General features: G+C 62.2%; 29 protein-coding genes. 14 read left to right on the top strand and 15 right to left on the bottom strand.

What is annotated here, in order from left to right:
* Window positions 1-35 precede the first annotated feature (35 nt).
* From CR917_RS07520 to CR917_RS07510, 3 genes are all read right to left on the bottom strand, one after another.
* Window positions 36-1,370: a T6SS immunity protein Tli4 family protein gene (locus CR917_RS07520; RefSeq protein WP_116055135.1), complete on the bottom strand. Its 1,335-nt coding sequence runs from the start codon at window positions 1,368-1,370 to the stop codon at window positions 36-38.
* Window positions 1,367-2,542 carry a hypothetical protein gene (locus tag CR917_RS07515; protein ID WP_146094989.1) on the bottom strand — a complete coding sequence of 392 codons (1,176 nt, stop codon included), beginning with the start codon at window positions 2,540-2,542 and terminating at the stop codon, window positions 1,367-1,369. Before CR917_RS07515 ends, CR917_RS07520 begins: the two co-directional genes overlap by 4 nt.
* Window positions 2,543-2,805: 263 nt before the next feature.
* Window positions 2,806-4,893: an LTA synthase family protein gene (locus CR917_RS07510; protein WP_043862717.1), complete on the bottom strand. Its 2,088-nt coding sequence runs from the start codon at window positions 4,891-4,893 to the stop codon at window positions 2,806-2,808.
* Window positions 4,894-5,079: 186 nt separating this feature from the next.
* On the opposite strand from CR917_RS07510, the gene CR917_RS07505 reads away from it, so the two are divergent.
* On the top strand, window positions 5,080-5,553 hold the full coding sequence (locus tag CR917_RS07505) for a methylated-DNA--[protein]-cysteine S-methyltransferase (protein ID WP_054915836.1): 474 nt from the start codon (window positions 5,080-5,082) through the stop codon (window positions 5,551-5,553).
* Between the two features lie 44 nt (window positions 5,554-5,597).
* Here CR917_RS07505 and CR917_RS07500 read toward each other — a convergent pair whose 3' ends face one another.
* A complete protein-coding gene (locus CR917_RS07500; protein ID WP_043862715.1) occupies window positions 5,598-5,789 on the bottom strand; it encodes a PLDc N-terminal domain-containing protein in 192 nt (63 codons plus the stop codon).
* A gap of 129 nt (window positions 5,790-5,918) precedes the next feature.
* Between CR917_RS07500 and CR917_RS07495 the strand changes: the two genes are divergently transcribed.
* Window positions 5,919-6,860 carry a ZIP family metal transporter gene (locus CR917_RS07495; RefSeq protein ID WP_043862714.1) on the top strand — a complete coding sequence of 314 codons (942 nt, stop codon included), beginning with the start codon at window positions 5,919-5,921 and terminating at the stop codon, window positions 6,858-6,860.
* Here CR917_RS07495 and CR917_RS07490 read toward each other — a convergent pair.
* Complete coding sequence (locus CR917_RS07490) at window positions 6,857-7,387, bottom strand: hypothetical protein (RefSeq protein WP_043862713.1); 531 nt, start codon at window positions 7,385-7,387, stop codon at window positions 6,857-6,859. The two genes, CR917_RS07495 and CR917_RS07490, sit on opposite strands and share 4 nt — an antisense overlap.
* A 59-nt stretch (window positions 7,388-7,446) precedes the next feature.
* The gene (locus tag CR917_RS07485; protein ID WP_054915837.1) at window positions 7,447-7,971 is read right to left on the bottom strand and encodes an ankyrin repeat domain-containing protein; all 525 of its coding nucleotides are present in this window, start codon (window positions 7,969-7,971) and stop codon (window positions 7,447-7,449) included.
* A 273-nt stretch (window positions 7,972-8,244) separates the two neighbouring features.
* On the opposite strand from CR917_RS07485, the gene CR917_RS07480 reads away from it, so the two are divergent.
* The gene (locus CR917_RS07480; protein WP_043862711.1) at window positions 8,245-8,517 is read left to right on the top strand and encodes a DUF3509 domain-containing protein; all 273 of its coding nucleotides are present in this window, start codon (window positions 8,245-8,247) and stop codon (window positions 8,515-8,517) included.
* Window positions 8,518-8,609: 92 nt separating this feature from the next.
* On the opposite strand, the gene CR917_RS07475 is transcribed toward CR917_RS07480, so the two are convergent.
* Genes CR917_RS07475 through aroC form a run of 3 tightly spaced genes read right to left on the bottom strand, consistent with a single transcriptional unit; the run spans window position 8,610 to window position 11,415 of the window.
* Window positions 8,610-9,137 carry an acireductone dioxygenase gene (locus tag CR917_RS07475; RefSeq protein ID WP_104572084.1) on the bottom strand — a complete coding sequence of 176 codons (528 nt, stop codon included), beginning with the start codon at window positions 9,135-9,137 and terminating at the stop codon, window positions 8,610-8,612.
* Window positions 9,134-10,285, bottom strand: a complete 1,152-nt coding sequence (locus CR917_RS07470) for an MFS transporter (protein WP_043862709.1) — start codon at window positions 10,283-10,285, stop codon at window positions 9,134-9,136. The genes CR917_RS07475 and CR917_RS07470 overlap by 4 nt, the downstream gene beginning before the upstream one ends.
* Window positions 10,286-10,323: 38 nt before the next feature.
* Entirely contained in the window at window positions 10,324-11,415 is a 1,092-nt protein-coding gene (gene aroC, locus CR917_RS07465) for a chorismate synthase (protein WP_043862708.1), read from the bottom strand.
* 145 nt (window positions 11,416-11,560) lie between these two features.
* Between aroC and CR917_RS07460 the strand changes: the two genes are divergently transcribed.
* Window positions 11,561-12,523: an alpha/beta hydrolase gene (locus tag CR917_RS07460; RefSeq protein ID WP_043862707.1), complete on the top strand. Its 963-nt coding sequence runs from the start codon at window positions 11,561-11,563 to the stop codon at window positions 12,521-12,523.
* Window positions 12,524-12,629: 106 nt separating this feature from the next.
* Window positions 12,630-13,427 (top strand): hypothetical protein, encoded by a 798-nt coding sequence (locus CR917_RS07455; RefSeq protein ID WP_054915840.1) that lies wholly within the window; start codon window positions 12,630-12,632, stop codon window positions 13,425-13,427.
* Window positions 13,428-13,515: 88 nt separating this feature from the next.
* Here CR917_RS07455 and prmB read toward each other — a convergent pair whose 3' ends face one another.
* Window positions 13,516-14,424 carry a 50S ribosomal protein L3 N(5)-glutamine methyltransferase gene (prmB, locus tag CR917_RS07450; RefSeq protein ID WP_054915841.1) on the bottom strand — a complete coding sequence of 303 codons (909 nt, stop codon included), beginning with the start codon at window positions 14,422-14,424 and terminating at the stop codon, window positions 13,516-13,518.
* Between the two features lie 190 nt (window positions 14,425-14,614).
* Here prmB and CR917_RS07445 point away from each other — a divergent pair, with 190 nt between their 5' ends.
* The 5 genes from CR917_RS07445 to CR917_RS07425 all read left to right on the top strand — a co-directional run bounded on the left by CR917_RS07445 (window position 14,615) and on the right by CR917_RS07425 (window position 17,254).
* The gene (locus CR917_RS07445) at window positions 14,615-15,205 is read left to right on the top strand and encodes a cysteine hydrolase family protein (RefSeq protein WP_054915842.1); all 591 of its coding nucleotides are present in this window, start codon (window positions 14,615-14,617) and stop codon (window positions 15,203-15,205) included.
* Window positions 15,206-15,278: 73 nt separating this feature from the next.
* Entirely contained in the window at window positions 15,279-15,596 is a 318-nt protein-coding gene (locus CR917_RS07440) for a hypothetical protein (protein ID WP_043862703.1), read from the top strand.
* 52 nt (window positions 15,597-15,648) lie between these two features.
* Window positions 15,649-16,206: a Smr/MutS family protein gene (locus CR917_RS07435; protein WP_043862702.1), complete on the top strand. Its 558-nt coding sequence runs from the start codon at window positions 15,649-15,651 to the stop codon at window positions 16,204-16,206.
* A gap of 69 nt (window positions 16,207-16,275) precedes the next feature.
* The gene (gene folE, locus CR917_RS07430) at window positions 16,276-16,821 is read left to right on the top strand and encodes a GTP cyclohydrolase I FolE (RefSeq protein ID WP_054915843.1); all 546 of its coding nucleotides are present in this window, start codon (window positions 16,276-16,278) and stop codon (window positions 16,819-16,821) included.
* A gap of 61 nt (window positions 16,822-16,882) precedes the next feature.
* Window positions 16,883-17,254, top strand: coding sequence for a glutathione S-transferase N-terminal domain-containing protein (locus CR917_RS07425; RefSeq protein ID WP_043862700.1), 372 nt, complete (start codon window positions 16,883-16,885; stop codon window positions 17,252-17,254).
* Between the two features lie 43 nt (window positions 17,255-17,297).
* Here CR917_RS07425 and CR917_RS07420 read toward each other — a convergent pair whose 3' ends face one another.
* Window positions 17,298-17,900, bottom strand: a complete 603-nt coding sequence (locus CR917_RS07420) for a glutathione S-transferase family protein (protein WP_043862699.1) — start codon at window positions 17,898-17,900, stop codon at window positions 17,298-17,300.
* A gap of 145 nt (window positions 17,901-18,045) precedes the next feature.
* On the opposite strand from CR917_RS07420, the gene CR917_RS07415 reads away from it, so the two are divergent.
* Entirely contained in the window at window positions 18,046-19,239 is a 1,194-nt protein-coding gene (locus tag CR917_RS07415; protein WP_078479755.1) for a benzoate/H(+) symporter BenE family transporter, read from the top strand.
* A 38-nt stretch (window positions 19,240-19,277) separates the two neighbouring features.
* Here the strand turns inward: CR917_RS07415 and CR917_RS07410 are convergent, their stop codons facing one another.
* A complete protein-coding gene (locus CR917_RS07410) occupies window positions 19,278-20,039 on the bottom strand; it encodes an SDR family oxidoreductase (protein WP_054915845.1) in 762 nt (253 codons plus the stop codon).
* A 228-nt stretch (window positions 20,040-20,267) separates the two neighbouring features.
* Between CR917_RS07410 and CR917_RS07405 the strand changes: the two genes are divergently transcribed.
* Window positions 20,268-21,272: an NADP-dependent oxidoreductase gene (locus CR917_RS07405; RefSeq protein WP_054915846.1), complete on the top strand. Its 1,005-nt coding sequence runs from the start codon at window positions 20,268-20,270 to the stop codon at window positions 21,270-21,272.
* 72 nt (window positions 21,273-21,344) lie between these two features.
* On the opposite strand, the gene pyrF is transcribed toward CR917_RS07405, so the two are convergent.
* Entirely contained in the window at window positions 21,345-22,046 is a 702-nt protein-coding gene (pyrF, locus tag CR917_RS07400; RefSeq protein ID WP_054915847.1) for an orotidine-5'-phosphate decarboxylase, read from the bottom strand.
* Window positions 22,047-22,227: 181 nt separating this feature from the next.
* Between pyrF and CR917_RS07395 the strand changes: the two genes are divergently transcribed.
* Window positions 22,228-22,395 carry a DUF2897 family protein gene (locus CR917_RS07395; RefSeq protein ID WP_078479756.1) on the top strand — a complete coding sequence of 56 codons (168 nt, stop codon included), beginning with the start codon at window positions 22,228-22,230 and terminating at the stop codon, window positions 22,393-22,395.
* A 107-nt stretch (window positions 22,396-22,502) separates the two neighbouring features.
* On the opposite strand, the gene CR917_RS07390 is transcribed toward CR917_RS07395, so the two are convergent.
* The gene (locus CR917_RS07390) at window positions 22,503-22,829 is read right to left on the bottom strand and encodes a helix-hairpin-helix domain-containing protein (protein ID WP_104572083.1); all 327 of its coding nucleotides are present in this window, start codon (window positions 22,827-22,829) and stop codon (window positions 22,503-22,505) included.
* A 195-nt stretch (window positions 22,830-23,024) separates the two neighbouring features.
* Here CR917_RS07390 and CR917_RS07385 point away from each other — a divergent pair, with 195 nt between their 5' ends.
* Complete coding sequence (locus CR917_RS07385) at window positions 23,025-23,864, top strand: hypothetical protein (RefSeq protein WP_256589634.1); 840 nt, start codon at window positions 23,025-23,027, stop codon at window positions 23,862-23,864.
* A 302-nt stretch (window positions 23,865-24,166) separates the two neighbouring features.
* Here the strand turns inward: CR917_RS07385 and CR917_RS07380 are convergent, their stop codons facing one another.
* Entirely contained in the window at window positions 24,167-25,399 is a 1,233-nt protein-coding gene (locus CR917_RS07380) for an O-antigen ligase (RefSeq protein WP_078479759.1), read from the bottom strand.
* Between the last annotated feature and the right edge of the window lie 34 nt (window positions 25,400-25,433).

Raw genomic sequence — 25,433 nt, 5'->3', positions numbered from 1 at the left:
CTTACCTTCCGTTGACCCCGCGCCTGGGCGGTTGTTCAGTCGGCCTGCGGCGCAAAACGATGGCCGCCCGGCAGCGCCCGGATGCTTTTCAGGGTCTGCAGCATATCGACGCGGGTGCGCTCGAACGCAAGCTGCGGCTGGGAATGATCATCGAGCACCGTCAGCCCTACGCCAGGCTGGTATCCAGTGGGCGGAGCGTCGCCGTCGAGCGTGAACGTTTCGTAATCCACCGGCTTGTGGTACGCATCATAGGCCTTGTAGCGCGCACCGCGAAGGTTGCCGTCGAGTGCGCCGACAAGCACGCGCAGCGGGCCGAAGATGTCGGTCTGGACGAGCGTTGGAAACCGCCTGGAGATCACCTGCTCCAACAGCTTCGGCATGAAATCAGCGTCTTTCCTGATCTCGCGCCCCATGCTCAGGCGGTGCAGCAGGTTCGGGTTGCCCACGGGGTTGAAGCCCAGCGTTATCGAATGATGCGGGGCGCCATCGTCGGCAATGAACCCGAACGGCAGGCAAAAGCCGCGCTGCTGCGGGATTTCGTATTGCTCGCGGGTTCGAAAGGCCGCCAGCAAGGCACGTGCCCTGGGCTCGACACGTTCCAGTGAGACCGGTACGCCGGCAGCGTCCGACCCTGCATGAAATACAAAGCGATAGATGCGCTGGTTACGCCAGAGATGGGCCGTCATCTCACCCGGCACCCAGTCGGCGAACGTATCTGCTATCCCCAGGTCCAGAAAGCGCTCTTGCTCGAATAATGCGTCGGTCGGCCACTTGGCCTGTTCCTCGAGATAAGCTGCGCGTTCAGCCTCCAGTTTGACGGTGGGGCGCCCCGTGGCCGAGAACTCGCGGATCATGTCGTTGAGTACGAACAACTCGGTGCTCACCCAGTTGATTCGCGTAATGGTGTCGTCCAGGGCGCGATGCTGTTCAAGCAACGCGGAATAGTCTTCGTCGTCAGCCTTTTTTGCATCGATCTGGGCTTGCAGCGCGTCGATCTGCGCACGTACCACGCGTGTTTGCGCCGAACCGCGATTAGGCCCGTGGATAAGCTGCAGGCGATCGAAGACATTGCGATCCGTCACGGGGCTGACTTCGATCTTCACCAGGTAGGCCTGCTCGGGTGTCACGCCCTCGCCATACATGATCTGCTGGCCACCCGGGGCGATGGTTGGGCGCACGGGGTCGAAGTCCGGCTTTTGCCAGTAGCCCCCGGCAAGGTGCCAGGCAATCTCCTTGGGCACATCGAACTGCACCCGTCCCATGCACTCGGTACGCCAACCCGGCGGCGTCTGGTAATCCGGCTCACCCAGCGCCGACAGGGGCGCTGCCAGCAACGCCAGCCACATCCAGCTCATGTGTAACGACTTCATGTACGTTTCCTTTTCTGTGCCACTTGCGGTGCGTTCGGCAGGGCCTGTACCTGCCCCAGTATCTCGACGGCTTCTGTCTCCAATAGCTTCAGGCTCAGGCCGTCGCGGCTGTGCAACTGGTCCACTTGCAGGATCATCGAAGGAACGGGCGTGGCGCCCAGGTGCGCTGCGCGCAGCTGGAATGTTTCGCGGCGATCCGTTTCGTGTTCGAGGTACCACTTGGTCAGCGTGGTGGTTTGCAGGATGGTCATCTGCCCCAGCCGGAACTGGCGTTCCGGCAGTTGCTCAAGTACGGGGAAATCAGCGCGATCGAGCGACAGGTCGGCGGCCCGCCGGGCCTCGAACTGCTCGCGCAGCGACTGGCTGGCCACCTGAAGGTCGTAGCGGACCGCCTCCTGGTGCCGCCCGAACCACGCGGCGCGCACCACATAGGGGGCTGTGCCGTCATCGGCCAGAAAACCGAACGGCAGGCATATACCCGGTTGCCGAGGCACTTCGAAGGCGGCGCGTGGACGCAAGGCGGCGAGCACACGGCGCACATGCGGGTCCAGCCGCTGCAGCACCTGCTCGTTGCTCACTCCACGTTCGATGTAACCGAAGTTGAGCTTGTAGACGCGCGACTGGCGCCACAGCATCACGGTCAACCCATGCTCGTTGTACACCGCATAGCCATCCTCCAGGGCAAAGTCCGGCAGGACTTGCCACTTGAAGCGATCGGAGACGGGGTACCCCGCGTCTTCACGGTTGAGCCGCTCAAGCCGCGCCTGCAGCGTGTCCACTGGCCAGCCCTTGCCCGCGAAATCGGCGATCATCGCCTCGAGCGACGCCCGCTCACCGGGGATCTTGTCGATGCGCTCGAAGGTGCGCGCTAGTGCCTTGTACCGTTCGTTCAAGGCGTGGTACTCGCTCGGCTTCTGGGCCTTTAGGTACGGGGTCATCAGGTTCCCGATGCGTGTCTGCTCGGCCATGATGTACTCGCCCTGCGCATTGGCCCGGCTCAGGACCAGACGATCCTTGAGGCGGTCGTACAGCTCACGGGTAGTGAGCGGGCTCACATCGATGGTGACCAGGTGCGATTCCCCGGAGAACGCCGGCGCGCCGTAGGCGGCCTGCCACGTATCGCCACCAGGCATGAAGCGGGCGAACGGCTCGCCCAGGCGAAGACCGCTCATTTGCCACTCCAGGCTGGCCGGTACCACAAGGCGCGAGCGCCCTACACATTCCTGAGCCATCTGGGGCGCAGGCGATACGGCATCAGCCACCGCCTGGATCGAATGGCACAGGCAAACCAGCAACACGAACACACGCACGCAAACATCCTTTTTGCGGGACCGCTGTCGGCCCCTCTTGCTGAGGCGCGTGATTTGAGCACCCACGGCCCGAAAAGCCAAGACCCCGGCAAGCCGGGGTCCTGGTCAGTGCAACAGCCCGTGCGTCATTGCGGCGTGCTGTGGGTCACGCCGGCAGTGTTGTCCAGCAGGCTCTTGGTCGCGGTCTGGATGTAGGACTCCAGCTTGCGGCTCAATTGTGCCTGGTCCGGGCTTTCGATCACCTCGGCCTTGAAGTTGGCCCCAAGCTGGTAACGGTACATGCGCGGCGACATGTCCTTGGACTGGATCAGAATGCGATCGCCCTGCACCAGGCCGACGATCTGCTCACTGCCCGATGGCTTGATCATGCCGATGCCTTCATCGCCGGCCGGCAGGTTGAGCAGGTCACGCCCCCAGCACTGATGACGGGTTTCGCCCCCCAGTCGGCCCATGATGGTCGGCACGATGTCTACCTGGGTGCCCACGGTGTGGCTGACCGCACCGAACTTTTCCTGGATGCCCGGAGCAATCAGCAGCAGCGGCACGTTGAAGCGGCCCAGGTCCAGTTCGGTGACCTGCTGGGCATTGCCGAAACCGTGGTCGCCGACGATCACGAACAGGGTCTCCTTGAAGTACGGCTCCTTGCGCGCCTTCTCGAAGAACTGGCCCAGCGCCCAGTCCGAGTAGCGCATGGCGGTCAGGTGCTCGTTCAGGCGGCCCTGGTCGGTCACCGGCTGCACCGGCAGGTCCTTGGGCAACGCATACGGAGTGTGGTTGGACAGGGTCTGCAGCAGGGCATAGAACGGCTTCTTGCCATAGTTGTGCGCAAGCTCCTGTGCGCCGCGGTCGAACATGTCCTGGTCGGACACCCCCCACGTCGGGTCGGAGAACACCGGGTTGACGAAGTCATTGCGGCCGATGAAGGTGGTCATGCCCTGGTTGCCGAAGAACCCGGACTGGTTGTCCCAGGCGAAGTCGCCGTTGTAAACGTACACGTCGTCATAGTCGCGGGCGCTGAGCAGCGCCGGCAGGCCGGACAGCTTGTGGCCGCCTTCCGGCGTCTGCATCAGGTATTCGAAGCCTGGCAGGTTCGGGAAGCAGGCCATGGTGGCGAACATGCCCTGGTGGGTATGGGTGCCGTTGGAGAAGAAACGGTCGAACAGCAGACCTTCCTTGGCCAGCTTGTCGAAGTACGGGGTGATGTTGGTGGTACTGCCCAGCGCGCCCACCGAGTGGCCGGCGAAGCTCTCCATCAGGATTACCACGACGTTCTTGATCGGCAGGCTGTTGGCCGCAGGCGGGGTGAAGTCACGGCGGATCGCCGCGCTGTCGGCATCCACCAGCTGGTCGTGCTCGGTCAGGATCATGTCGCGCACGGTCTGCTGGGCCTGGCTCTGGTCGAGGGTGGCCTTCCAGATGTTGCCGCGGTCTTCGCCAAAACGGCTGTGGGCGGCGTCGATCAGGGTCAGGGTGCCGTTAAGGCCCAGCTGGTTGACGAAATTGGAGTCGGTAGTGAACGCGTCACCCCAACGCATCGGCGGGCCCTGGCGCAAGGTGCCACGGGCGGCGATCACGGCCACCAGCAGGATCACCACGAATACCGCGCCACGCAGGTACCAGGGCGCCACGCTGCGCAGGCCGGCGACGTTGCTGGAGTACTCGCCGCGCGGGCGGGTAAGACGGTCGATGCCCTTGAACAGCAGGCTCAGCACCCAGGTGCCAAAGGCCCAGGCCAGCAGGTAGCGCACCACCGGAAAGCCATACCAGAGCATGCTCAGAACGGTCTTGGGGTCTTCCTTCACATACTGGAACACCAGGCCGTTGAGGCGTTGGTGAAACTCGCGGTAGAAGTCCATCTCCATCAGGCCGAGGAACATCACCACGCTGGAAGCCAGGGTCAGCCATACGCGAAACAGGCCACGGGCGGCCATGGCGCGAGCGCTGAGGATCGCCAGCAGCAGCGGAATGCTCAGGTATACCACCACGCGCAGGTCGAAGCGCAGGCCGTTGAGAAAGCCTTCAGCGACGGTCGAGAGTGGGGTGTCGCCGATCATGTCGCTGTTGTAGAGCAGCAGCGCCAGGCGCACGAGGCTCAGCATCAGCATGATCACCAGGCCGCACAGCAGGGTATAGGCGAGGTGTGATTTGAGCGTTGGTTGCAGCAACGGGCGCGAAGCGGCTCGCTGATGACTCAAGGCATCCGTGTTAGCCATGGACAGGAAGATCCCTAGGGTTCAGATTTTTATGAGGGCCGGGACATTGCGTGGCCCTTGGACGAACGGAAATTCGCGCGCGGATTGTCAGCAATCGAATGTGAAAATTATGTTGAAAACCGCGCCTCGAACAATAGCTCAGTGTTCGGGTATCGTGTGGGCCAGACATGCCCGGAGCCACTCACCATGTACTTTCGCTACCACCCCAGCCCTATCGGCCAGTTGCTGCTGGCCGGTGATGAACAAGGTCTGCACCTGCTGCACATGGACAGCGCCCACCCCTGGCAACTGGCCGAAAGCTGGCAGCCGGCGGGCGCGCAGCTGGATACGGTAGCGCGACAGCTCGATGAGTATTTCGAAGGCCGGCGCCAGCGTTTCGAGCTACCCCTGGCACCACGGGGTACCGAATTCCAACGTGCGGTGTGGTGGGCGCTGCAGCAGATTCCGTATGGCACCACCACCAGCTATGCACAACTGGCGCAGCGCGTCGGGCGGCCGAAGGCGATACGCGCGGTAGGCACGGCCAACGGCGCCAACCCGGTGGCGGTGATCGTGCCGTGCCACCGGGTGATTGGCAGCGACGGCAGCCTGACCGGGTTTTCAGGTGGCCTGGAGCGCAAGCAGCAGTTGTTGCAGCTTGAGGGCGCCTGGTTGATCTGAGCCGCCGCATCGCCGGGAGGCCCACGCCCGAGCCTGGACTGGCGCTACAGCCTAACGTTGCCCCGTGGCCCGGCAATCGCCCAGATGATAAGGCCCAGCACCGGCAGCAGCAGGATCAGCAGGATCCACAGCACCTTGGCCCCGCCACTGGCGCCGCTCTTGATCACGTTGATGATCGCCCAGATATCCAGCGCCAGAATGACCAGCCCCACCAACCCGTTGAACGTCGACCCCATGGTGATACTCCCATGATTGAACCTGCCTTCAGCGTAGCTGGCTATCGGCCCCATAGCGGCGAACCGCTCGTCGCACACGCCGCGCAGTGATTACACTCGATTGATCGACTCCGTACCACAGAGGCCTCCATGCCACCCGCCCAAAGCTCCGCCAACGCCAACCCGACCTCCCTGCGCAGCGCCTGGCTGCACCAGGTTCAGGCCACCCCATGGCTCAGTGCCGGCCTGGCCCTGAGCCTGCTCGCCGTGCTCGGCCTGCTGGTCGCCAGTGCCTGGAACGCGGTGCACGGCGACAACAAGGACAACCTGCACATGGCCCTGCTCGGCGGCCTGGCAGGGTTTGGCGCCACGGCGCTGGGCGCGGTACTGGCGGTGGTGCTGCGCGACGTCAGCGCCCGCTCGCAGGATGTGATGCTCGGCTTCGCCGCCGGCATGATGCTCGCCGCCAGTTCGTTTTCGCTGATTCTGCCGGGCCTGGAGGCTGCGCGTGAAATCACCGGCAACGGGCCTTTCGCGGCCTTGACCGTGGTGGTCGGCATGGGCCTGGGGGTGCTGCTGATGCTGGGCCTGGACCGCTTCACGCCCCATGAGCACGAAAGCACCGGCCCCTGCGGCCCACAGTCGGAACGCATCAACCGGGTGTGGCTGTTCGTGCTGGCGATCACCCTGCACAACCTGCCCGAGGGCATGGCCATCGGCGTGGGCTTTGCCAACGGCGACCTCAACGTGGGCCTGCCGCTGACCACCGCCATCGCCATCCAGGACATTCCCGAAGGCCTGGCCGTGGCACTGGCGTTGCGCGCCACCGGCCTGTCCAACCTCAAGGCTGCGCTGGTGGCGGTCGGCTCGGGGCTGATGGAGCCGATCGGGGCAGTGATCGGCCTGGGCATTTCCACCGGTTTCGCCATCGCCTACCCGGTGAGCATGGGCCTGGCGGCCGGGGCGATGATTTTCGTGGTATCCCACGAGGTGATCCCCGAAACCCACCGCAATGGCCACCAGACCTCGGCCACCCTGGGCCTGATGGGCGGCTTCGCGGTGATGATGTTCCTGGATACCGCGCTGGGCTAGACGTGTACCGCGACCCGCAGCGCCTCCAGGGCAGGCGCCGCGGCGATGCCGACCTCGGCGCACAGCTCCAGCACCCGCGGCACGTCGTTGCCGTACACCAGCACCATCTGCAATTCGTCGTCCAGCAACTGGCTGATGTTGACCAGGGTGTAGCCGCCGTTTTCCTTGTTCATGCTGCCCATCTGCACCTGGATGCGGTTGAGTGCCGTGAGCGGCTCGACCTTGACCAGTTGCTTGGGCTTGATGTTGAAGGCAACGTCCTTGCCGAACGAGTCGGTGATCTGCTGGAACAGGTCACTGTAGGTGTCGGCCTGGAACAGCACGGTATCGGGCAGGCTGCCGATCACCACCCACTCCCCCAGCGGAATCGGGAAGGTGTCGTCGTAGTTGATGTCGGGGTTGGCCGCCAGGAACGCCTGCGGGTCGGCATAGGCCTGCGCCGCTTCGTCGGCGATGCGCTCGATTTCGGCGTCCGGAAGGCAGCCGGAGCTGATTTTGCCGATGAGTTCGACCAGTTGGTTTTTCATGCGGGGGCCCTGCGAGGCAAAAAAAGTCGCCAAGGATAGCCGCAAAAGCCCCATGGCAGTTAGCCGGCCAGCGCCTGCAACTGGGCGACGGTGTCGGGTGCGCCCATGGTTTGCGCGGCAACCAGTGCGGTGGCGCCCTGCGCGTCGCGGTGATTGGGGTTCGCGCCCTTGCCGAGCAGGTAGGTGACGATGGAGGTGCGGTTGAACATCGCGGCCAGCATCAGCGCGGTACGGCCATCGGCAGACGCTCCATCGATCAGCGCGCCCTTCTCCACCAGCAGCTCGATCATCGCCTGGTTGCCCTTGAAAGCGGCACCGGCAATCGGCAACTGGCCCTTGTCATTGGCAATCTGCGGGTCTGCGCCGTGCTCAAGCAGCACCCTCACCGCTTCAAGGTGGCCGTGGTAGCTGGCAAGCATCAGCAGCGTGTCGCCGTTGCCATTGCGAAGGTTGACCGGCAGGCCCTTCTCCAGCAGACGGCCAAGCATGTCGGCGTCCCCCTTGCGCGCCCGATCGAACACTTCTTCGGCAAAGGCTGCGGCTTCATCGTCGTTCATCGGGGTGGGGGTTGGGTGGTCGGTCATCGGGAACCTCCTGGCTGCGGTAGAGCCCAAGTCTTTGTCAGGGAAGGCTTTGGGTCAACCTCGCAAATCCCATGAGGACGACAGAGCAAATCTATTGGCCGCAAGGCACTGCAAAATGCACTGTGCAAATTGCACGACCATGCAGAATGCACGGCACCCATTGCGCACGACAACTTTAAGTCATTGTTTTATAAGCTTTTTTTAATCAAGGAAAACTGGCACGGTCGCTGCACCTATCACTTCATGTCTGCCACACAACAGTCAGGAGCTGATATGGACCTCATCCAGCAAAAATTCGCCTCGGTATTTTCCGCCTACGACGTCACCACCCAGGCTCGCCCTGATGGCGGTGTACTGCTGACGTTGCGCGCCGCCGACGGCAAACAGGTCAAGCGCTCGATTTCGTATGGCCAGCTGCACAGTGCCGAGCAACTGTCGTGGGCGATCAGCGCGATCCGCCGCGACCTGGCCGAGCAGGCCAGCGAGCTGCCGGTGATCTCGATGCTGCAAAGCCAACAGCGGTTCGCACTACCGACCTATCGCTGAATCGCGTAGCGGCCTTTGCTGGCAAGCCAGTGCCCACAGGATCACCTTGGTTCCTGTGAGCGCTGGCTTGCAAGCCAGTGGCCTCGGCGTGATCAATCGTCCAATCGCGCGTAACGCTCGGCCAGCTTCTCCCCCGTGAACTGCGCCACCACCCCTTCAGGCTGATTGAACAGTCGCACCGCCACGAAGTGCGGGTTGTCCCCGCCATCGATCCATACCCGCAACCCCGCCGGCACCACGATCAGATCTCCCTTCTCGCACACCACCGCATGCACGTACTCCCCTGCCCGCACGCTGACCAGGCTGCGCCCGGCTGCGAAGAAACGCACCAGGTCATCCGAATACACATGCTCGTCCAGCAGTTCGCTCATCGGATCGCCACTGGCGCTGATCACGTCGACGGCGCGGTAACCGCCTTCGTGTTGCAGCCGGTCGATCTGCACCTGGTAGGCGGCCAGCACACCGGCCTGGCCAGCATCGGCCTGCACAGGCGACTGCGCCGTCCAGCGCTCGAACCTTATTCCCTGCTCGGCCAGTGTCGCGGCGATGTCTTCAAGGTGGGTCAGCACCTTGTTGGGAATGTCCGGGGTGGACTGGTGAAACACGCTCAGGCTGCTCATGGGGCCTTTTCCTCTGTCATTCGAAACGCAATGATAACGGCTGCGACCAGGGCCGCGACGCTGGCAATACTAAAGGTGATGGTGGCGCCCAGGGCGTTCCAGCTGTAGCCCGAATACAGGGCACCCAGCGCACCGCCAGTACCGGCCAGGGCCGCATACAGCGCCTGCCCCTGGCCCTGCTGGCGAGCGCCGAAGCTGCGCTGCACGAAGGCGATGGCGGCCGCGTGAAAACTGCCGAACGTGGCGGCGTGCAGCAACTGGGCGAACAGCAGCACGCCCGGATACTCGGCAAAGGTCCCCAGCAGCCACCAGCGCAAGGCCGCCAGTAAGAGGCTCGCCAACAGCACCCGACGCAACGAGAACCGCGCCAGGATCCAGCTCATGGCCAGGAACATCAGCACCTCGGCCACCACCCCCAGCGCCCACAACATGCCGATGGTGCCGCGGGCATAGCCCAGGCGCTCCAGGTGCAGGGTGAGAAAGGTGTAATACGGGCCGTGACTCAACTGCATCAATGCCACGCACACGTAGAACGCGGCCACGCCAGGGCTGGCCAGTTGCCTGAGAAAGCCGCCACCATCGCTGCGCTCGTGCTGGCCTGGCGGCTGGGCATTGGGCACCCACAGGCTGGCCAGCACGATGCCGGCCATGATCGCCACCAGCGCCACCGGGTAGATGTCCAGGCTCAACCATTCGAACAATCGCCCCAGGGCCACCACGGTGAGGATGAAACCGATCGACCCCCACAGCCGCACCTGGCTGTAGCGGGCAGTCTGACCTTGCAGGTGGGCCAGGGTGATGACCTCGAACTGCGGCAGTACCGCATGCCAGAAGAACGCATGCAGGGCCATTACCAGCGCCAGCCAGGCGTAGCTCTTGGCCACGAAGATCAACGAGAAGCTGGCCAGGGTGCACAAGGCCCCCAGACGCACGATCAGCAGGCGCTGGCCGCTGCGATCGCCCAACCAGCCCCACAGGTTCGGTGCCACGCAGCGCATCAGCATGGGGATGGCCACCAACTCGCCGATGCGCGCGCTGGAAAACCCCAGGTGATCGAAATACAGCGCCAGAAACGGCGCTGTCGAACCCAGCAAGGCGAAATAGAACAGGTAGAAGCTGGACAGCCGCCAGTAGGGAATCGGCGCCACGGCTCAGCGGGCCGTGGCGTCGACGTCGGGCAGGTGCACTACAGCTGGCCCAGTACCGGGGTGGCTACCCGCACATCGGCGTTCTGGCCGCGGTGGCGCAGCAGGTGATCCATCAGCACGATGGCCATCATCGCCTCGGCGATAGGGGTGGCACGGATGCCGACGCAGGGGTCGTGACGGCCCTTGGTGATGACCTCCACCGGGTTGCCATCCACATCGATGGAACGGCCCGGGGTGGTGATGCTGGAGGTCGGCTTGAGTGCCAGGTGCGCAATGATCGGCTGCCCCGAGGAGATGCCCCCCAGGATGCCGCCGGCATTGTTGCTGAGGAACCCTTCGGGGGTGAGTTCGTCACGGTGTTCGGTGCCGCGCTGGGCCACGCTGTCGAAGCCGGCACCGATCTCCACGCCCTTGACCGCGTTGATGCTCATCAGCGCATGGGCCAGCTCGGCGTCGAGGCGGTCGAAGATCGGCTCGCCCAGGCCGGGCATCACGCCTTCGGCGACCACGGTGATCTTGGCACCCACCGAGTCCTGGTCACGGCGCAGCTGGTCCATGTAGGCCTCCAGCTCCGGCACCTTGTCCGGGTCGGGGCTGAAGAAGGCGTTGTGCTCCACCGACTCCCAGGTCTTGAACGGGATTTCGATAGGGCCCAGCTGGCTCATGTAGCCGCGGATGCGGATGCCCTGGGTGGCCAGGTACTTCTTCGCGATGGCACCGGCAGCCACGCGCATCGCGGTTTCGCGGGCCGAGCTGCGGCCGCCGCCACGATAGTCGCGCTCGCCGTACTTGTGGTGATAGGTGTAGTCGGCGTGGGCCGGGCGGAACAGGTCCTTGATCGCCGAGTAGTCCTTGGACTTCTGGTCGGTGTTGCGAATCAGCAGGCCGATGGCGCAGCCGGTGGTACGGCCCTCGAACACGCCAGATAGAATCTCGACCTCGTCGGGCTCCTGGCGCTGAGTGGTGTGCCGGCTGGTACCGGGCTTGCGCCGGTCCAGGTCGTGCTGAAGATCGGCCAGCGAAAGCTCCAGGCCCGGAGGGCAGCCATCGACAATGGCGACCAGCGCCGGACCATGGCTTTCGCCAGCGGTGGTGACAGTGAACAGCTTGCCGTAGGTATTGCCGGACATGCAGGGCGCTCCGCGTTCAGCCTGATTTTTAACTGGATGGTAACAAGGCCAACCAGTATACGCAGGGTATACCCTTAGATCACCTCCGGGCGCGAACCTAATGCCGCCGGACGAGTCAAAACGCCACCTCCTCGCTAATGGCCTGATGATGCTGCGCACGTTCGCCCTGTTGTTCCTCCTGTTTACCGGCCTGGCCCAGGCCGCGGCCCCCACGGTACTGCAACGACCGATCAGCCTGGTGACCGACGACGGCACCCTGCAGGGCAGCCTGCTGTTGCCGCGCAGCGACACGCCGCCACCGGTGGTGCTGATCATCGCCGGCTCCGGCCCCACGGACCGTGACGGCAACAATCCCGCCGGCGGACGTATCGACAACCTCAAGCGCCTGGCCCTGCTGCTGGCAAACAACCGCATTGCCAGCGTGCGCTACGACAAGCGCGGGGTGGCCGCCAGCCGCGCGGCAACCCCCGACGAACGCAACCTCAGCGTCGAGCGCTATGTGGCCGATGCCGTTGCCTGGGGCCATCTGCTCAAGGCCGACCCGCGCTTTGGCCCGCTGATCGTGCTGGGTCACAGCGAGGGCGCACTGATCGCCAGCCTCGCGGCCGAACAGGCCGGCGCCAGCGCGGTAATTTCAGTGGCAGGCAGCGGGCGCCCGGTCGATCAGGTACTGCGCGAGCAACTGGGTGAACGCCTGCCGGCGACCGAGCGAGCCCAGGCCGTACGCCTGATCGAGCAGCTCAAGGCCGGCCAGCCCAGCACCCAGGTACCGCTGCACCTGCGCGACGTGTTTCGCCCCAGCGTGCAGCCGTACCTGATCTCGCTGTTTCGCCAGGACCCGGCCGCCGCCTTCGCCCGCCTCCACTTGCCGGCGTTGATCGTGCAGGGGCGCAACGACGTCCAGGTCGAGGTCGAGGATGCCGAGCGCCTGCACGCTGCCAAGCCGGACGCCGAACTGGCACTGATTGACGGCATGAACCACATGCTGCGCATCAGCCCGCGTGCCATGAGCCAGCAGCGCGACAGCTACAACAACCCCGAGCTGCCCCTGGCCAGTGCCCTGGGCGAGCGGATCGTCGAGTTCATTCGTCGATTGCCGGCGGCATGAAGCGAATTGGCGCAAATTGTGTCTCCAGTCTTGCGCAAAGCGGCCGATAAGCCGGTGCAGGCGTCGCCCTTGCGACCCGCCTGCTGTGCACAAAAGGACCGCCGTGATGACTGAAGCCACCCCCCAGGACGCCCCAGACGCGACCGACGAATCGCCAGCCCCGGAAGCGGCCCCGCTGCCCTGGGCGGACGTTGTGCCCGAGCATTTCCAGATGCTGCGCCTGTCCCCGCAGCCCACCGACCGCAACACCGGCGCGCGGCCGCTGCGCTTCGTGCAGTACGGTTATGCCGAACGGCACAACAAGACCCACAGCCTGCTGCGCATGGAAGTGCGCCTGCCTGGGCAGAAGGTGCGCAAGGAGCAGAATCGCCTGGATATCTGGGTGGACCATGAGTTGCACCAGATCAAGATCGGCCCCGACAGTGGCTTGCAGATCGAGCCGGTCAGCCGTGGCCTGGGGCGCTTCCTGTTGTCGCAGGCGGTGCACTGGGTACAGCGCAAGTGGTCGCACTACCGGGTCGAGGGCATGGCCCTGGCCAACAAGGACGCACTCAACGAAGACACACGCCTGCGCCGCGACCAGGTGCTGCGCAGCCATGGCCTGGAGGTCGAGTACGCCGATGCGCAGCACCTGAAGGGGCGCTGCGTGGAAGTCCAGGCAGGTCAGCTCAAGGGTGGCTGGAATACCGACAAGGTGCAGAAGGTAGACATCCTGGATGCTGCGGGCATGCTGCAGCAGGCCGAGCAGAACCTGCAGGAGAAGGAAGCACAACTGCGCGAGCGCGATGAGCGGGTCAACAAGTACCGCCGCGAAGACAGCGGGTTGCGCTTCACCATCACCTGCCTGGTGGCCTTTGCGGTGTTCCAGGCCGGGCTGCTGATCTGGATTGCCACCAACCGCTGAAAGCGTTGCGGGTCAAGCCCGCCCCAACACGGCAATGCGGCCCTGTTGGGGCGGGCTTGACCCGCGACAGGCTTGAACCCGGTATCCCTTACACCCGCGAAGCAAACAGCGCCTGATGCTGCCGGCATTGTTCGGCCGTGAGCATGAACACCCCGTGCCCGCCACGTTCGAACTCCAGCCAGGCGAAATCCACCTCCGGGTACAACTGCTCGACATGCACCTGGCTGTTGCCGACCTCGACGATCAGCAGGCCCTTCTCGGTCAGGTGATCCGCCGCCTCGGCCAGCATGCGCCGTACCAGGTCCAGCCCGTCATTGCCGCAGGCCAGGCCCAGCTCCGGCTCGTGGTGGTACTCCTGGGGCATGTCGGCGAAATCCTCGGCATCGACATACGGCGGGTTCGACAGGATCAGGTCGAAACGCTGCCCCGGCAACCCCTCGAACCCATCGCCCTGCACGGTGAACACACGTTCTTCAAGACCATGGCGCTCGATGTTCTGGTTGGCCACTTCCAACGCCTCGAACGACAGGTCGGCCAGCACCACCTCGGCCTCGGGGAACACGTCGGCGCTGACGATGCCGATGCAGCCGGAGCCGGTACACAGGTCGAGAATGCGCGCGGGTTCGGCAGCCAGCCATGGCTCGAAGCGTTTTTCGATCAGTTCGCCGATAGGAGAGCGCGGGATCAGCACGCGCTCGTCGACGATGAACGACATGCCACAGAACCACGCCTCGCCAAGCAGGTACGCGGTCGGCACGCGTTCTTCGATACGTCGCTTGAGCAGGCGCTGCAGCTTGACCAGCTCGTCGTCTTCAAGACGGCAATCGAGATAGGCGTCGGCCACTTCCCATGGCAGATGCACCGAACCCAGCACCAGCAGGCGTGCTTCGTCCCAGGCATTGTCGGCGCCATGCCCGAAAAACAGCCCCTGCTCATGAAAACGGCTGACAGCCCAACGGATGTGGTCGCGCAGGGTGCGCAGGCGGGAAGTGATCACGGGCAGACTCCTTTAAAGACGACCGGCAATTCTAACAGCCTGGAACACAAATGGGCCCGCCAATACGCCTCTGGCCGCAATTGTGCTCATGCCTGCAGGCCGCTATCCACGCCGCATGCACGCTAAGCCATTCACATAAGTCGCCAAGCAGGGGACAATAGGTGAAAAGCCCTATCCAAAGGAGCCCCTGATGTCCGTTCCAACGACGATGTTCCACCTCAGCGGTCGCGGTTATCCGCCGGCCAAGCTGAGCAACGCCAGCCTGGTGATTATCGATGCGCAAAAGGAGTACCTGAGCGGGCCCCTGGCGCTGTCGGGCATGGACGAAGCGGTGGCCAACATCGGCAAACTGCTCGAGGCTGCACGCAAGGCCGGCCGGCCCGTGGTGCATGTGCGCCACCTGGGCACCGTGGGTGGCCTGTTCGACCCACAGGGCTCGCGCGGCGAGTGGATTCCGGGCCTGGAGCCGCAGGGCGATGAAGTCGTCATCGAAAAACGCATGCCCAACGCTTTCAAGAACACCACCCTGCACGAGACGCTGCAGAAGTACGGCCACCTGGACCTGATCGTGTGCGGCTTCATGAGCCACTCCAGCGTCAGCACCACCGTGCGCCGCGCCAAGGACTACGGCTATCGCTGCACCCTGGTCGAAGACGGCTGCGCCACCCGCGACCTGCCGTTCAAGGACGGCGTGATTCCGGCCGCACAGATCCAGCAGAGCGAAATGGCGATCATGGCCGACAACTTTGCCTGTGTCGCACCCGTCAACAGCCTGATCTGACCACCCGACAGGCAAGTGGAACCACTCTGGGGCGTTCGGGTCCAACCCCGGATACCCTTTGAGGAAAGTCGGAATGAAGTTATCCAGTTTCGACGCCAGGCGCCTGCGTCCCCGCGAACAACGCAATTGGGGCGCACGCCTGGCCACGGCGTTCTCGGCACTGCTGGCGATACTCGGCGTGCTCCTGACCATGGCCGGCGTCGCTGGCCTGCTGGGCCATGCCGAGGCGCTGGGCGAGCTCAACAACAACCGTCCCGGCGCTGCCGTGGTGCTGGGCCTGGGCTTGCTGTCGCTGTACCTGGGCGTCTGGTCCTGGCGCCGCAGCCGGCTGCGCCTGCGCCGTGCCAGGGGGCTGAACCTGTCACCGCACCTGATGAAGAAACACGATTGACTGCAACCCTGTGGGGAGTCGCGTAAACTGCGCCGCCCAGGCGGAGGCTTACATGCAAGACGACGATTTTTCCCTGTTCAAGAGCCAGATGCATGGCGTCAAGCCGATCCGGCATGATCGCGCCGACACCGGCAAACCCAAGGCTGACCGCAAGCAGCTGGCCAGCCTGCGCCAGGCCGCGACCGTGCGCAGCGACCAGACGGTGATCGACGGCCTGTCCGATCAGTTCGTCATCGACGTGGGCCCGGAAGACGACCTGCACTGGAGCCGCGATGGCGTGCAGGAAAGCCAGATGCGCAAGCTCAAGCTTGGCCAGATCGGTTTCGAAGGCAGCCTGGACCTGCACGGCATGACCGTGGAGAAAGCCCGCGAGACCCTCTGGGCATTCCTGGCAGAGGCCACGCGCTTCGAGGTGCGCTGCGTGCGAGTCACCCACGGCAAGGCGGTGCGGCTCGATGGCAAACGTCCGATGATCAAGAGCCACGTCAACACCTGGCTGCGCCAGCATGCCCAGGTACTGGGTTTTACCTCGTGCCAGGCGCGTCACGGCGGCACCGGCGCGGTGTATGTCATGCTCAAGCGGACCATGCTTGAAGGGCGTGACGAGTAACGCCGCGCTTGCAGCGCCGTCACAGCCGCCGTACCCTTCGCTTTTGCGATAAATCCCACAGGTAGATCCATGTCCCTGGAACAGCACTACACCGCGATTCTCGGCCAACTCGGCGAGGATGTTTCCCGCGAGGGCCTGCTCGATACGCCCAAGCGGGCTGCGAAGGCCATGAAGTACCTTTGCCGCGGCTACGACCAAACCCTGGAAGAGGTGACCAACGGCGCCTTGTTCAGCTCCGACAACAGCGAAATGGTCCTGGTCAAGGACATCGAGCTGTACTCGCTGTGCGAACACCACATGCTGCCGTTCATTGGCAAGGCGCATGTCGCCTATATCCCGAGCGGCAAGGTGCTGGGCCTGTCCAAGGTGGCGCGCATCGTCGACATGTACGCTCGCCGCCTGCAGATCCAGGAAAACCTCAGCCGCGAGATCGCCGAGGCGGTTCAGCAGGTGACCGGCGCGCTGGGCGTGGCCGTGGTGATCGAAGCCAAGCACATGTGCATGATGATGCGCGGTGTGGAAAAACAGAATTCGTCGATGATCACCTCGGTGATGCTCGGCGCCTTCCGCGACAATGCTGCCACCCGCAGCGAGTTCCTCAGCCTGATCAAGTAATCGGCCGAGGTTCTGCGAGCCGACCTGCCCAGGTCGGCTTTTTTCATTGTGAGGAGTTGCCATGATCGTCAAAGCACTGCGGGTTGGCCTTGGCCAGCTGATCGTCTTCCTCGACTGGGTCAGCCGCCCGAGCAAGCTCAAGCGTGATGCGGCCGCCCAGGCGAATGTCGAGCAGCAGGCCAAGGGGCTGAGCCTGTATCAGTTTCACGCTTGCCCCTTCTGCGTGAAGACCCGCCGTACACTGCACCGCCTGAACGTGCCGGTGGCACTGCGTGACGCGAAGAACAACGAACAGGATCGCCAGGCCCTGCTGGAGCAAGGCGGCAAGATCAAGGTGCCGTGCCTGCGCATCGAGGAAGACGGCAAGACCACCTGGATGTACGAGTCCAAGGTGATCATCGACTACCTGAACCAGCGGTTCTCGGCGGTCTGACAGCGCTTGGCCGGCAGGGCTGCTCCCTGCCGGCAAAACACCATCAATCGATCATGGGCACATGCCGCGGATGCGAGGCCACGCGTTCCAGCCAGGCGCGAATCTTCGGGTAATCATTCAGCAGGAAGCCGGCTTCGTGGGCCACATGGGTGTAGGCATACAACGCCACATCGGCAATCGAGTACTGGTCACCGACCAGGTAAGGTGTTTCCTGCAACTGTTTCTCCATCACCTTCAGCGCCTTGTGCCCGCCCTTCTGCAACGACTTGTATTCATCGACACGATCTTCGGGCATGCCCAGATAGAACTGGATGAAACGTGCCACGGCAATGTAGGGCTCATGGCTGTACTGCTCGAAGAACTGCCACTGCAGCACTTGCGTACGTAAACGCGGCTCACTCGGCAGGAACAGGCTACCTTCGGCGAGGTAGTTCAGAATGGCGTTGGACTCCCACAGATAACTGCCGTCCTCCAACTCCAGCACCGGCACTTTGCCGTTAGGGTTCTTGACCAGAAACTCAGGGCGCTCGGTCTCGCCATTGAGGATGTTCACGGGACACCATGTGTACGGAATATCAAGCAAGTGCAACATCAGCTTGACCTTGTAGCAGTTGCCCGACTGGTAATCCCCGTAGACCTTGTACATTGTTCCCCCCTCTCCAAAGCTGAAACGAAACCGCCGTCCATAGTTGGCGACTGTACGGTTAAATGCAATGGTTGCTGTATGGCAAAACTCGCCCTATCGCAGCGTAGTCTGAAAAACCTGCTTACACCCGCACAAGGATTACTGCATGCCTGACGCCACCTCTGCGCCAATGCGTCCGCTGGCCGACACCTCCCCCTCGGCGGTGGTCGCCGGTTTCATTGCCATGCTCACGGGCTATACCAGCTCGCTGGTGCTGATGTTCCAGGCGGGCCAGGCGGCCGGCCTGACCACCGCGCAGATTTCCTCGTGGATCTGGGCGCTGTCGATCGGCATGGCGGTATGCAGCATTGGCCTTTCACTGCGATATCGCACGCCCATCACGGTCGCCTGGTCGACCCCCGGCGCAGCCTTGCTGATCACCAGCCTGGGCGGCGTGAGCTATGGCGAGGCAATCGGCGCCTACATCACCTGCGCCGTACTGGTGGTGATCTGCGGGCTTACAGGCAGTTTCGAACGCCTGGTACGGCGCATTCCGGCATCGCTGGCCGCGGCCCTGCTGGCCGGCATTCTGTTCAAGATCGGCAGCGAGATCTTTGTTGCAGCCCAGCATCGGACCGCCCTGGTGCTGGGGATGTTCTTCAGCTACCTGCTGATCAAGCGGCTGTCGCCGCGCTATGCGGTACTGACCGCGCTGGTGGTAGGCACCGCGATCGCCGCAGTGATGGGGTTGCTGGACTTCAGCGGCTTCCACCTGGAGGTGGCGACACCGGTATGGACCACGCCGTCGTTCTCGCTGGCCGCGACCATCAGCATCGGCATCCCCCTGTTCGTGGTGGCGATGACTTCACAGAACATGCCGGGTGTGGCGGTGCTGCGTGCGGACGGGTACCAGGTACCTGCCTCGCCGCTGATTTCAGTGACGGGCCTGGCCTCGCTGCTGCTGGCCCCGTTCGGCTCGCACGGCATCAACCTGGCGGCCATCAGCGCCGCGATCTGTACCGGGCCGCATGCCCATGAAGACCCGAGCAAGCGGTACACCGCGGCGGTCTGGTGCGGGATTTTCTATGGCATTGCCGGCGTGTTCGGCGCCACCCTGGCGGCACTGTTCGCCGCGTTGCCCAAGGAGCTGGTGCTGTCGATTGCCGCACTGGCGCTGTTCGGCTCGATCATGAACGGCCTGACGGTCGCGATGAGCGAAGCCAGGGAGCGCGAGGCGGCCTTGATCACATTCATGGTCACGGCCTCGGGCTTTACCCTGTTCTCGATCGGCTCGGCGTTCTGGGGGATTGTGGCGGGGGTACTGACGCTGATGATCCTGAACTGGCGCAAGCCTGCCTGATCGACACGGGAGGGCCTGGCCCTCCCCTGCCCCACCCGCTAGATAGCGGTGGCACCACCATCGATTGCCAGAGCCTGGCCAGTGGTGAATGCCGCACCGTCGCTGCACAGGTACAGGACCGCTGCAGCGACTTCCTCGACCTTGCCCACGCGGCCGACCGGGTGCATGGCGGCGGCGTATTCAGCCTTGCGTGGATCGGCCTCGTAGGCACGGCGGAACATGTCGGTGTCGATCACCGCAGGGCACACCGCATTCACCCGGATCAGTTTCTTGGCGTACTCGATGGCGGCCGACTTGGTGAGCCCGATCACGGCATGCTTGGATGCGCTGTAGATGCTCATCTTGGGCGCAGCCCCCAGGCCGGCGACCGATGCGGTGTTGACGATCGCACCGCCGCCCTGGGCGAGCATCAGCGGCAACTGGTGCTTCATGCACAGCCACACGCCCTTGACGTTGACGCCCATGATCGCATCGAATTCGGCTTCGCTGCCGTCGGCCAGGCGCCCCTGCTCGATTTCTATACCGGCATTGTTGAAGGCGTAGTCCAGACGACCGTATGCCTCGACAGTGCGCGCCATCAACTGCTGCACGTCCTGCTCGCGGGTAACGTTGCAAGGTACGAACAGTGCCTGGCCGCCGGCGGCCTGAATCAACCCGACCGTGTGTTCGCCACCGGCGACGTCCAGGTCTGCCACCACGACCTTAAGGCCTTGTGCGGCGAATGCCAGCGCCGTGGCCCGGCCGATGCCGGCGCCGGCCCCGGTGACCAGGGCAACCTGGCCGGAAAAAGTCATGCTCATCGATAACTCCCGCAACGTAGTGAGGACAATGGCGGGAGTCTAGTCATCGGCGGTGGCTCCTGGGCAGCATCATCAGGCACGCAGTGAACACACCATCGAACCGGGTGATTTTAGCTGCTAGGCTCAATCATCCAGATGGATCAATCACCATTCGCCACAAGGCTGGACCTTGCCGATTTGCCGATGCAGGCCTATCAACAGGGTTTGCCTTCCAGAGAGAACCTTGCCATGACTGACAGGACCAACCGCCGATTCCTGCTTGCCAAGCGCCCCACCGGGGCAGTGACACGTGATGACTTTACCTTTGAAACCGTGCCTGTGAGCGAGCCTGTCGAGGGACAGGTAGTGGTGAAGAACCTGTACCTGTCGCTGGACCCGGCCATGCGCGGGTGGATGAACGAGGGCAAGTCCTACATTGCGCCTGTAGGTATCGGCGAGGTCATGCGAGCACTGGGTGTCGGTGAAGTGGTGGCGTCCAGGCACCCTGACTATGCCGTGGGTGATACGGTGAGCGGAGCCCTTGGTGTACAGGATTACTTCATTGGCGAGCCCAAGGGCCTGCATAAGGTCGACCCTAGGCTGGTACCGTTGCCACGCTATCTCTCCGCCCTGGGCATGACCGGAATGACGGCCTACTTTGCCCTGCTGGAAGTGGGTGAGCCCAAGACGGGCGAAACCGTGGTGATCTCGGGTGCAGCGGGAGCGGTCGGCAGCATTGCCGGGCAGATCGCCAAGCTCAAGGGCTGTCGTGTGGTCGGGATTGCCGGCGGCGAGCAGAAATGCCGCTACCTGGTCGATGAACTGGGCTTTGACGGGGTTATCGACTACAAGGCCGAAGACGTACTGGAGGGACTCAAGCGCGAGTGCCCAAAAGGGGTGGATGTGTACTTCGACAACGTCGGCGGGGACATCCTCGATGCAGTGCTCAGTCGCCTGAATTTCAAGGCGCGGGTGGTGATCTGTGGTGCCATCAGCCAGTACAACAACAAGCAGGCGGTCAAGGGCCCGGCCAACTACCTGTCGCTGCTGGTAAACCGCGCGCGCATGGAAGGTTTCGTGGTGATGGACCATGTGGCCAAGTACGGCACCGCAGGCAACGAAATTGCCGGCTGGCTGGCCAGCGGCAAGCTCAAGAGCAAGGAGGATGTTGTCGAGGGGCTGGAGACCTTTCCCGAAGCGCTGCTGAAGCTGTTCAGCGGGGAAAACTTTGGCAAGCTGGTGTTGAAGGTATAAGAGGAACGACTTCGCCAGCAAGGCCGGCTCCTCCTTGTAGGAGCCAGCCTTGCTGGCGAAAAACCGGGTCGCTTAGCCGCGAATTTCGGCTACCACTGCAGCCAGCGCTTGAGCAGGGTCAGCCGCCTGACTGATCGGGCGACCGATTACCAGGTAGTCGGAGCCGGCGTCCAGCGCCTGGCGCGGGGTAAGGATACGACGCTGATCGTCCAGGGCGCTGCCGGCAGGACGAATGCCCGGAGTCACCAGCTGCAACGACGGGTGCGCGGCCTTCAGGGCCGGGGCTTCCAGGGCGGAGCACACCAGGCCGTCCATGCCGGCCTTCTCGGCCAGGGCGGCCAGTCGCAGCACCTGCTCCTGCGGCTCGATGTCCAGGCCAATACCGGCGAGGTCTTCACGCTCCATGCTGGTCAGCACAGTCACACCGATCAACAGCGGCTGTGGCCCGCTGCGCTGGTCCAGCACGTCGCGACAGGCTGCCATCATGCGCAGGCCGCCAGAGCAGTGCACGTTGACCATCCACACGCCCATTTCGGCTGCGGCCTTCACGGCCATGGCGGTGGTGTTGGGGATATCGTGGAACTTGAGGTCCAGGAACACTTCGAAGCCCTTTTCACACAGGGTTTCAACGATGCCCGACGCACTGCTGGTGAACAGCTCCTTGCCGACCTTGACCCGACACAGCGCGGGGTCCAGCTGATCGGCCAGTTTCAGGGCGGCGTCACGGGTAGGGAAATCCAGGGCGACGATGATAGGCGTCTGACAGGCGGACATGGGCAGGCTCTCTGGGCAAGTCGAAATCGGCGCGCATTGTAGCCGATGCGCAGTGCCAATGGGGGCCGGTGATCGCGAATTCGCCCCCAGGTGGTGGGCCTCTTATACTTGAACCATCGACGCTCGTGTCGAGTCCAACATCACAGAGGCGGCGCCATTCGCCGTCGATAAGGAGAAGCTCATGCCCTGGTATGCCTGGTTGATCTTGCTGGTTGCCATCGGCTCGATTGTCGGTGGCTTGATGATGCTGCGTGATACGGCGAAGAAGCTGCCCTTGACCGAAGAGCAACTCAAGCGCGTGCATGAGCGCAATGCCGAAGCCGATGCCAAGGACGCGCAAGACCGATAAGCGTGGCGCTTCCCCGCCTTCTGCAGGCGCCGGCATTGCCGGCGATGGGCCCATGCCATTTGATGATAAAAACGGATCGAGCATTGCCCGACCCGCCCCTCCTCAGGTCACTTGACCGCCAGTTTGTCCCGGTTGCGCTCGATCAGCGCCTGGCCGATCCCCTTCACCTCCAGCAACTCATCCACTGACTTGAACGCGCCGTTGGCTTCGCGGTAGGCCACGATCGCTTCAGCCTTGGCCTTGCCGATACCTGCGAGCGACGACTGCAGTGTCGCCGCATCGGCAGTGTTCAGGTTGACGGTGGTTGAGGCGAGCGCTGCGCTGACTGTAGTGACTGGCAAGTCGCCCGCGGCCTTGGTGGCCGCCGCAAACGACGGCAGCGAGAACGCGCTGAGCAGCGCGAGCAGCAGAGAAACAAGAAAGGTATTGCGCATAACGGTGGCACTCCTTGGTGTGTGAGCTTGCTAAGGCAGCGATTCCTTGGCTGCCTGTAAAACCTAGCGGCTCAAGAACAACAGATCCACAGTCAAGGTCAAAAAGATTCAAACAAGATGTGAAAGAAATGTAAAAATGCGTAGGAAATGTTACCGTTTTGGCCGTCCAAAAACTCTTACACGGGATGTGCAGCGGTGCGCGAAGGGAAGAACAAGCTGGTTGATGGATTTCCGTTTACATTCAAGCATCAGCGCTCGACAGTTCATCTGAACGCGCCTGTGAGCACTGCGCTGGCGGCAACGCTTACGCTGTTGCTTGGCCAGGAACGCCCGTCAAACCGGACAAGCGCGCCACTATCTACAGGCGATAGCCCATTGTTTGCCAAGCGCCAAGCGATTGAGACCCTCCCAAAGAGGATCCGCTTTACGCGCGGTACCCGCAAAAGCTGTGGCATGTTCGACTGGCCAATCGAAGAGCTGATAAACACTGCGGAAGCGCACCGCCGCGGCGCGAGTGTGCCCGGCGTGGTTGGCTATGGGTATACCAGGTCACGCATGGGGTTGATGAATGACTTCGTCATCATCACAGAACTGTTGCAGAACTACACAGACGGCTATCAGTGGATACTCGCCAAGCCTGAAGAAGTGGAGCGGGTGATCGGTGCGGCGTTCGAGTTGTTGCTTTCGCTGAACAGCAGCGGGATCTATCACATGGATCTATGGGCGGCGAATGTGATGATGTGTAACGACGGGGTGGGGGCAACGCATGCGATCGATTTAGAGAATTGCTTTGCCGCCGCACCACGGTTTTTGAGTGAAACCCTGGGCTTTCAACTGGGGTTCTTCTATCGCAGAGAGGTAGGGGGGCTGGTTGGGGAGTCGGCGTACGACGCTTTAGTAGCGCGAGCCCTGGAAACCTGCGAGGGGATTAATCGGGAACGATTTCATGCTGTGTACCAAATGGCCAAGCACCATCATATTGGTCGCAAGGAACGACGGGATATTTTTTTGAGTGGGCGAGTGGTATTGGGGTGACGACGGGGCGCAGCCCCGCGTGACCATTCTTTTTGCGCGATCAAATCTTTATAGAGCCGGAGAGCGGAGATGGCATAATTCAGGAATACGGTAATAGTCGGTGAGTGGGTGACTTATGAGCAATCTGACGGAATTTAGGCCACTACCCGTCTCGGAGCTATAGCGGTAGCTCGAATATTAATTGAATCAATAAATTCTACCTCCTTACATCACTAATACCCCCAATGGGGATACCCTATACAAACGCCCGTCAAAAGACGGGCATTTGTTTGAGCCATTTGTTACACCATCCTTCTCTACAATTAGGGGTTGTGATTGTGCATCGTCGAGCGCCACGAGACCGCTAACAAAATTGCAATCGGAAGCCAGAATACGGTCCAGTAATCTCCTGGGCGAGTAAAGACTCGTTCGACATCTGTCATCATGGAAATCAGCGCGAAAATCAACGCAGGTGTCGCTAGACGCACCCACTTATCTTTGCGTAACTTCAACGCTTTGTAGGCGACTCCTAACAGTCCGGCAGCCATCAAAGCAAGCGAAATCAGACCACTATCATATACCTGTTGAAAATAAAGACTGTGTGCATGGGGAGAAATCAAATCCCGGTCAGGCCAAACATAATTAAATGGTGTTCCCAAACCATGCCCCACCAACCAATGTCCCGGCATGGTTGAAAAAAAGTAATCCCATATCGGGCCACGGCCAGACAACTGACGTTTAGTGACCTCAAATATTAAATTATCCCACCACATAAACGTCGCTATCGCCGCAAGAATTGCACTTCCCACAAAGAACAACCAGCCACGGCGAGAGTTTTGCAATATTACAACAGCTAGGCAGCTCGCGGCCACGCCGAACCATGCCCCGCGGGTATAGGTCAACAACACATAAATCACAAGTATGCAAAAAGCTAACAGCCAAAAAGCACAGGAAAGTATATTCCTTCTTCTATCTAATGCAAAACCCAATGCCCACGTTGCTGCCGCACCATGAAAAATACCTGCTGCTACGGGCCAGCCATAATTTGCAAAGTCCCGTATCCCCGACCGGTCGATTCGGAATGCCCGATAGGCAAGCGGTTGCTCCAATACCAAAAACTGATAAATTAAACTAACCAATGCTCCAAGCGTGATCATGGCGACACCTGCCATCAATACACGCAGTAACGTCGACTCATCACGGCGCATGAACAGTAGAATCGATACCAAATAAAGGGCAATGAATAAGCCACGCTTCATCAAGGAAAATGCTGGGTCTTCTGAACCCGTTGACCAGAGAACGCTAATCGCTCCCCAGAGCAAAAAGCACATCCAAGGAAGATACTCCCAACTGAAAGCAGAAAACGCCCTTCGAAAAGCAATGTCCAAGAAAAAAATGGCGGCAGGCAACAGCAGCCAGATGTAAACCTGAGTATTTTGAGCACTGTTTGACTCTAGCCAAACCTTTCCGCTCAGCTGAACAAACAAACCAATTGCTAATATCCAAACAACACTTCGCGACCAAAACGAACTGCCTCTATTCTGTTTCAAATCCATGCTGCCGCCTTCCCAAAGTTCCCGATAAACCGCT

The organism is Pseudomonas sp. BRM28 (assembly GCF_002939405.1).
GTDB classification, from domain to species: domain Bacteria; phylum Pseudomonadota; class Gammaproteobacteria; order Pseudomonadales; family Pseudomonadaceae; genus Aquipseudomonas; species Aquipseudomonas palmensis.
Note: the sequence above shows the minus strand (reverse complement) of the source record. Positions and strands in the feature narration are given on the sequence as shown.

What these genes read in the sequence shown, in the direction of transcription:
- CR917_RS07520 (WP_116055135.1), bottom strand. Translation starts at nt 1,370, where the DNA reads ATGAAGTCGTTACACATGAGCTGGATGTGGCTGGCGTTGCTGGCAGCG.
- CR917_RS07515 (WP_146094989.1), bottom strand. Translation starts at nt 2,542, where the DNA reads ATGAGCGGTCTTCGCCTGGGCGAGCCGTTCGCCCGCTTCATGCCTGGT.
- CR917_RS07510 (WP_043862717.1), bottom strand. Translation starts at nt 4,893, where the DNA reads ATGGCTAACACGGATGCCTTGAGTCATCAGCGAGCCGCTTCGCGCCCG.
- CR917_RS07505 (WP_054915836.1), top strand. Translation starts at nt 5,080, where the DNA reads ATGTACTTTCGCTACCACCCCAGCCCTATCGGCCAGTTGCTGCTGGCC.
- CR917_RS07500 (WP_043862715.1), bottom strand. Translation starts at nt 5,789, where the DNA reads ATGGGGTCGACGTTCAACGGGTTGGTGGGGCTGGTCATTCTGGCGCTG.
- CR917_RS07495 (WP_043862714.1), top strand. Translation starts at nt 5,919, where the DNA reads ATGCCACCCGCCCAAAGCTCCGCCAACGCCAACCCGACCTCCCTGCGC.
- CR917_RS07490 (WP_043862713.1), bottom strand. Translation starts at nt 7,387, where the DNA reads ATGAAAAACCAACTGGTCGAACTCATCGGCAAAATCAGCTCCGGCTGC.
- CR917_RS07485 (WP_054915837.1), bottom strand. Translation starts at nt 7,971, where the DNA reads ATGACCGACCACCCAACCCCCACCCCGATGAACGACGATGAAGCCGCA.
- CR917_RS07480 (WP_043862711.1), top strand. Translation starts at nt 8,245, where the DNA reads ATGGACCTCATCCAGCAAAAATTCGCCTCGGTATTTTCCGCCTACGAC.
- CR917_RS07475 (WP_104572084.1), bottom strand. Translation starts at nt 9,137, where the DNA reads ATGAGCAGCCTGAGCGTGTTTCACCAGTCCACCCCGGACATTCCCAAC.
- aroC (WP_043862708.1), bottom strand. Translation starts at nt 11,415, where the DNA reads ATGTCCGGCAATACCTACGGCAAGCTGTTCACTGTCACCACCGCTGGC.
- CR917_RS07460 (WP_043862707.1), top strand. Translation starts at nt 11,561, where the DNA reads ATGATGCTGCGCACGTTCGCCCTGTTGTTCCTCCTGTTTACCGGCCTG.
- CR917_RS07455 (WP_054915840.1), top strand. Translation starts at nt 12,630, where the DNA reads ATGACTGAAGCCACCCCCCAGGACGCCCCAGACGCGACCGACGAATCG.
- CR917_RS07445 (WP_054915842.1), top strand. Translation starts at nt 14,615, where the DNA reads ATGTCCGTTCCAACGACGATGTTCCACCTCAGCGGTCGCGGTTATCCG.
- CR917_RS07440 (WP_043862703.1), top strand. Translation starts at nt 15,279, where the DNA reads ATGAAGTTATCCAGTTTCGACGCCAGGCGCCTGCGTCCCCGCGAACAA.
- CR917_RS07435 (WP_043862702.1), top strand. Translation starts at nt 15,649, where the DNA reads ATGCAAGACGACGATTTTTCCCTGTTCAAGAGCCAGATGCATGGCGTC.
- folE (WP_054915843.1), top strand. Translation starts at nt 16,276, where the DNA reads ATGTCCCTGGAACAGCACTACACCGCGATTCTCGGCCAACTCGGCGAG.
- CR917_RS07425 (WP_043862700.1), top strand. Translation starts at nt 16,883, where the DNA reads ATGATCGTCAAAGCACTGCGGGTTGGCCTTGGCCAGCTGATCGTCTTC.
- CR917_RS07420 (WP_043862699.1), bottom strand. Translation starts at nt 17,900, where the DNA reads ATGTACAAGGTCTACGGGGATTACCAGTCGGGCAACTGCTACAAGGTC.
- CR917_RS07415 (WP_078479755.1), top strand. Translation starts at nt 18,046, where the DNA reads ATGCCTGACGCCACCTCTGCGCCAATGCGTCCGCTGGCCGACACCTCC.
- CR917_RS07410 (WP_054915845.1), bottom strand. Translation starts at nt 20,039, where the DNA reads ATGAGCATGACTTTTTCCGGCCAGGTTGCCCTGGTCACCGGGGCCGGC.
- CR917_RS07405 (WP_054915846.1), top strand. Translation starts at nt 20,268, where the DNA reads ATGACTGACAGGACCAACCGCCGATTCCTGCTTGCCAAGCGCCCCACC.
- pyrF (WP_054915847.1), bottom strand. Translation starts at nt 22,046, where the DNA reads ATGTCCGCCTGTCAGACGCCTATCATCGTCGCCCTGGATTTCCCTACC.
- CR917_RS07395 (WP_078479756.1), top strand. Translation starts at nt 22,228, where the DNA reads ATGCCCTGGTATGCCTGGTTGATCTTGCTGGTTGCCATCGGCTCGATT.
- CR917_RS07390 (WP_104572083.1), bottom strand. Translation starts at nt 22,829, where the DNA reads ATGCGCAATACCTTTCTTGTTTCTCTGCTGCTCGCGCTGCTCAGCGCG.
- CR917_RS07380 (WP_078479759.1), bottom strand. Translation starts at nt 25,399, where the DNA reads ATGGATTTGAAACAGAATAGAGGCAGTTCGTTTTGGTCGCGAAGTGTT.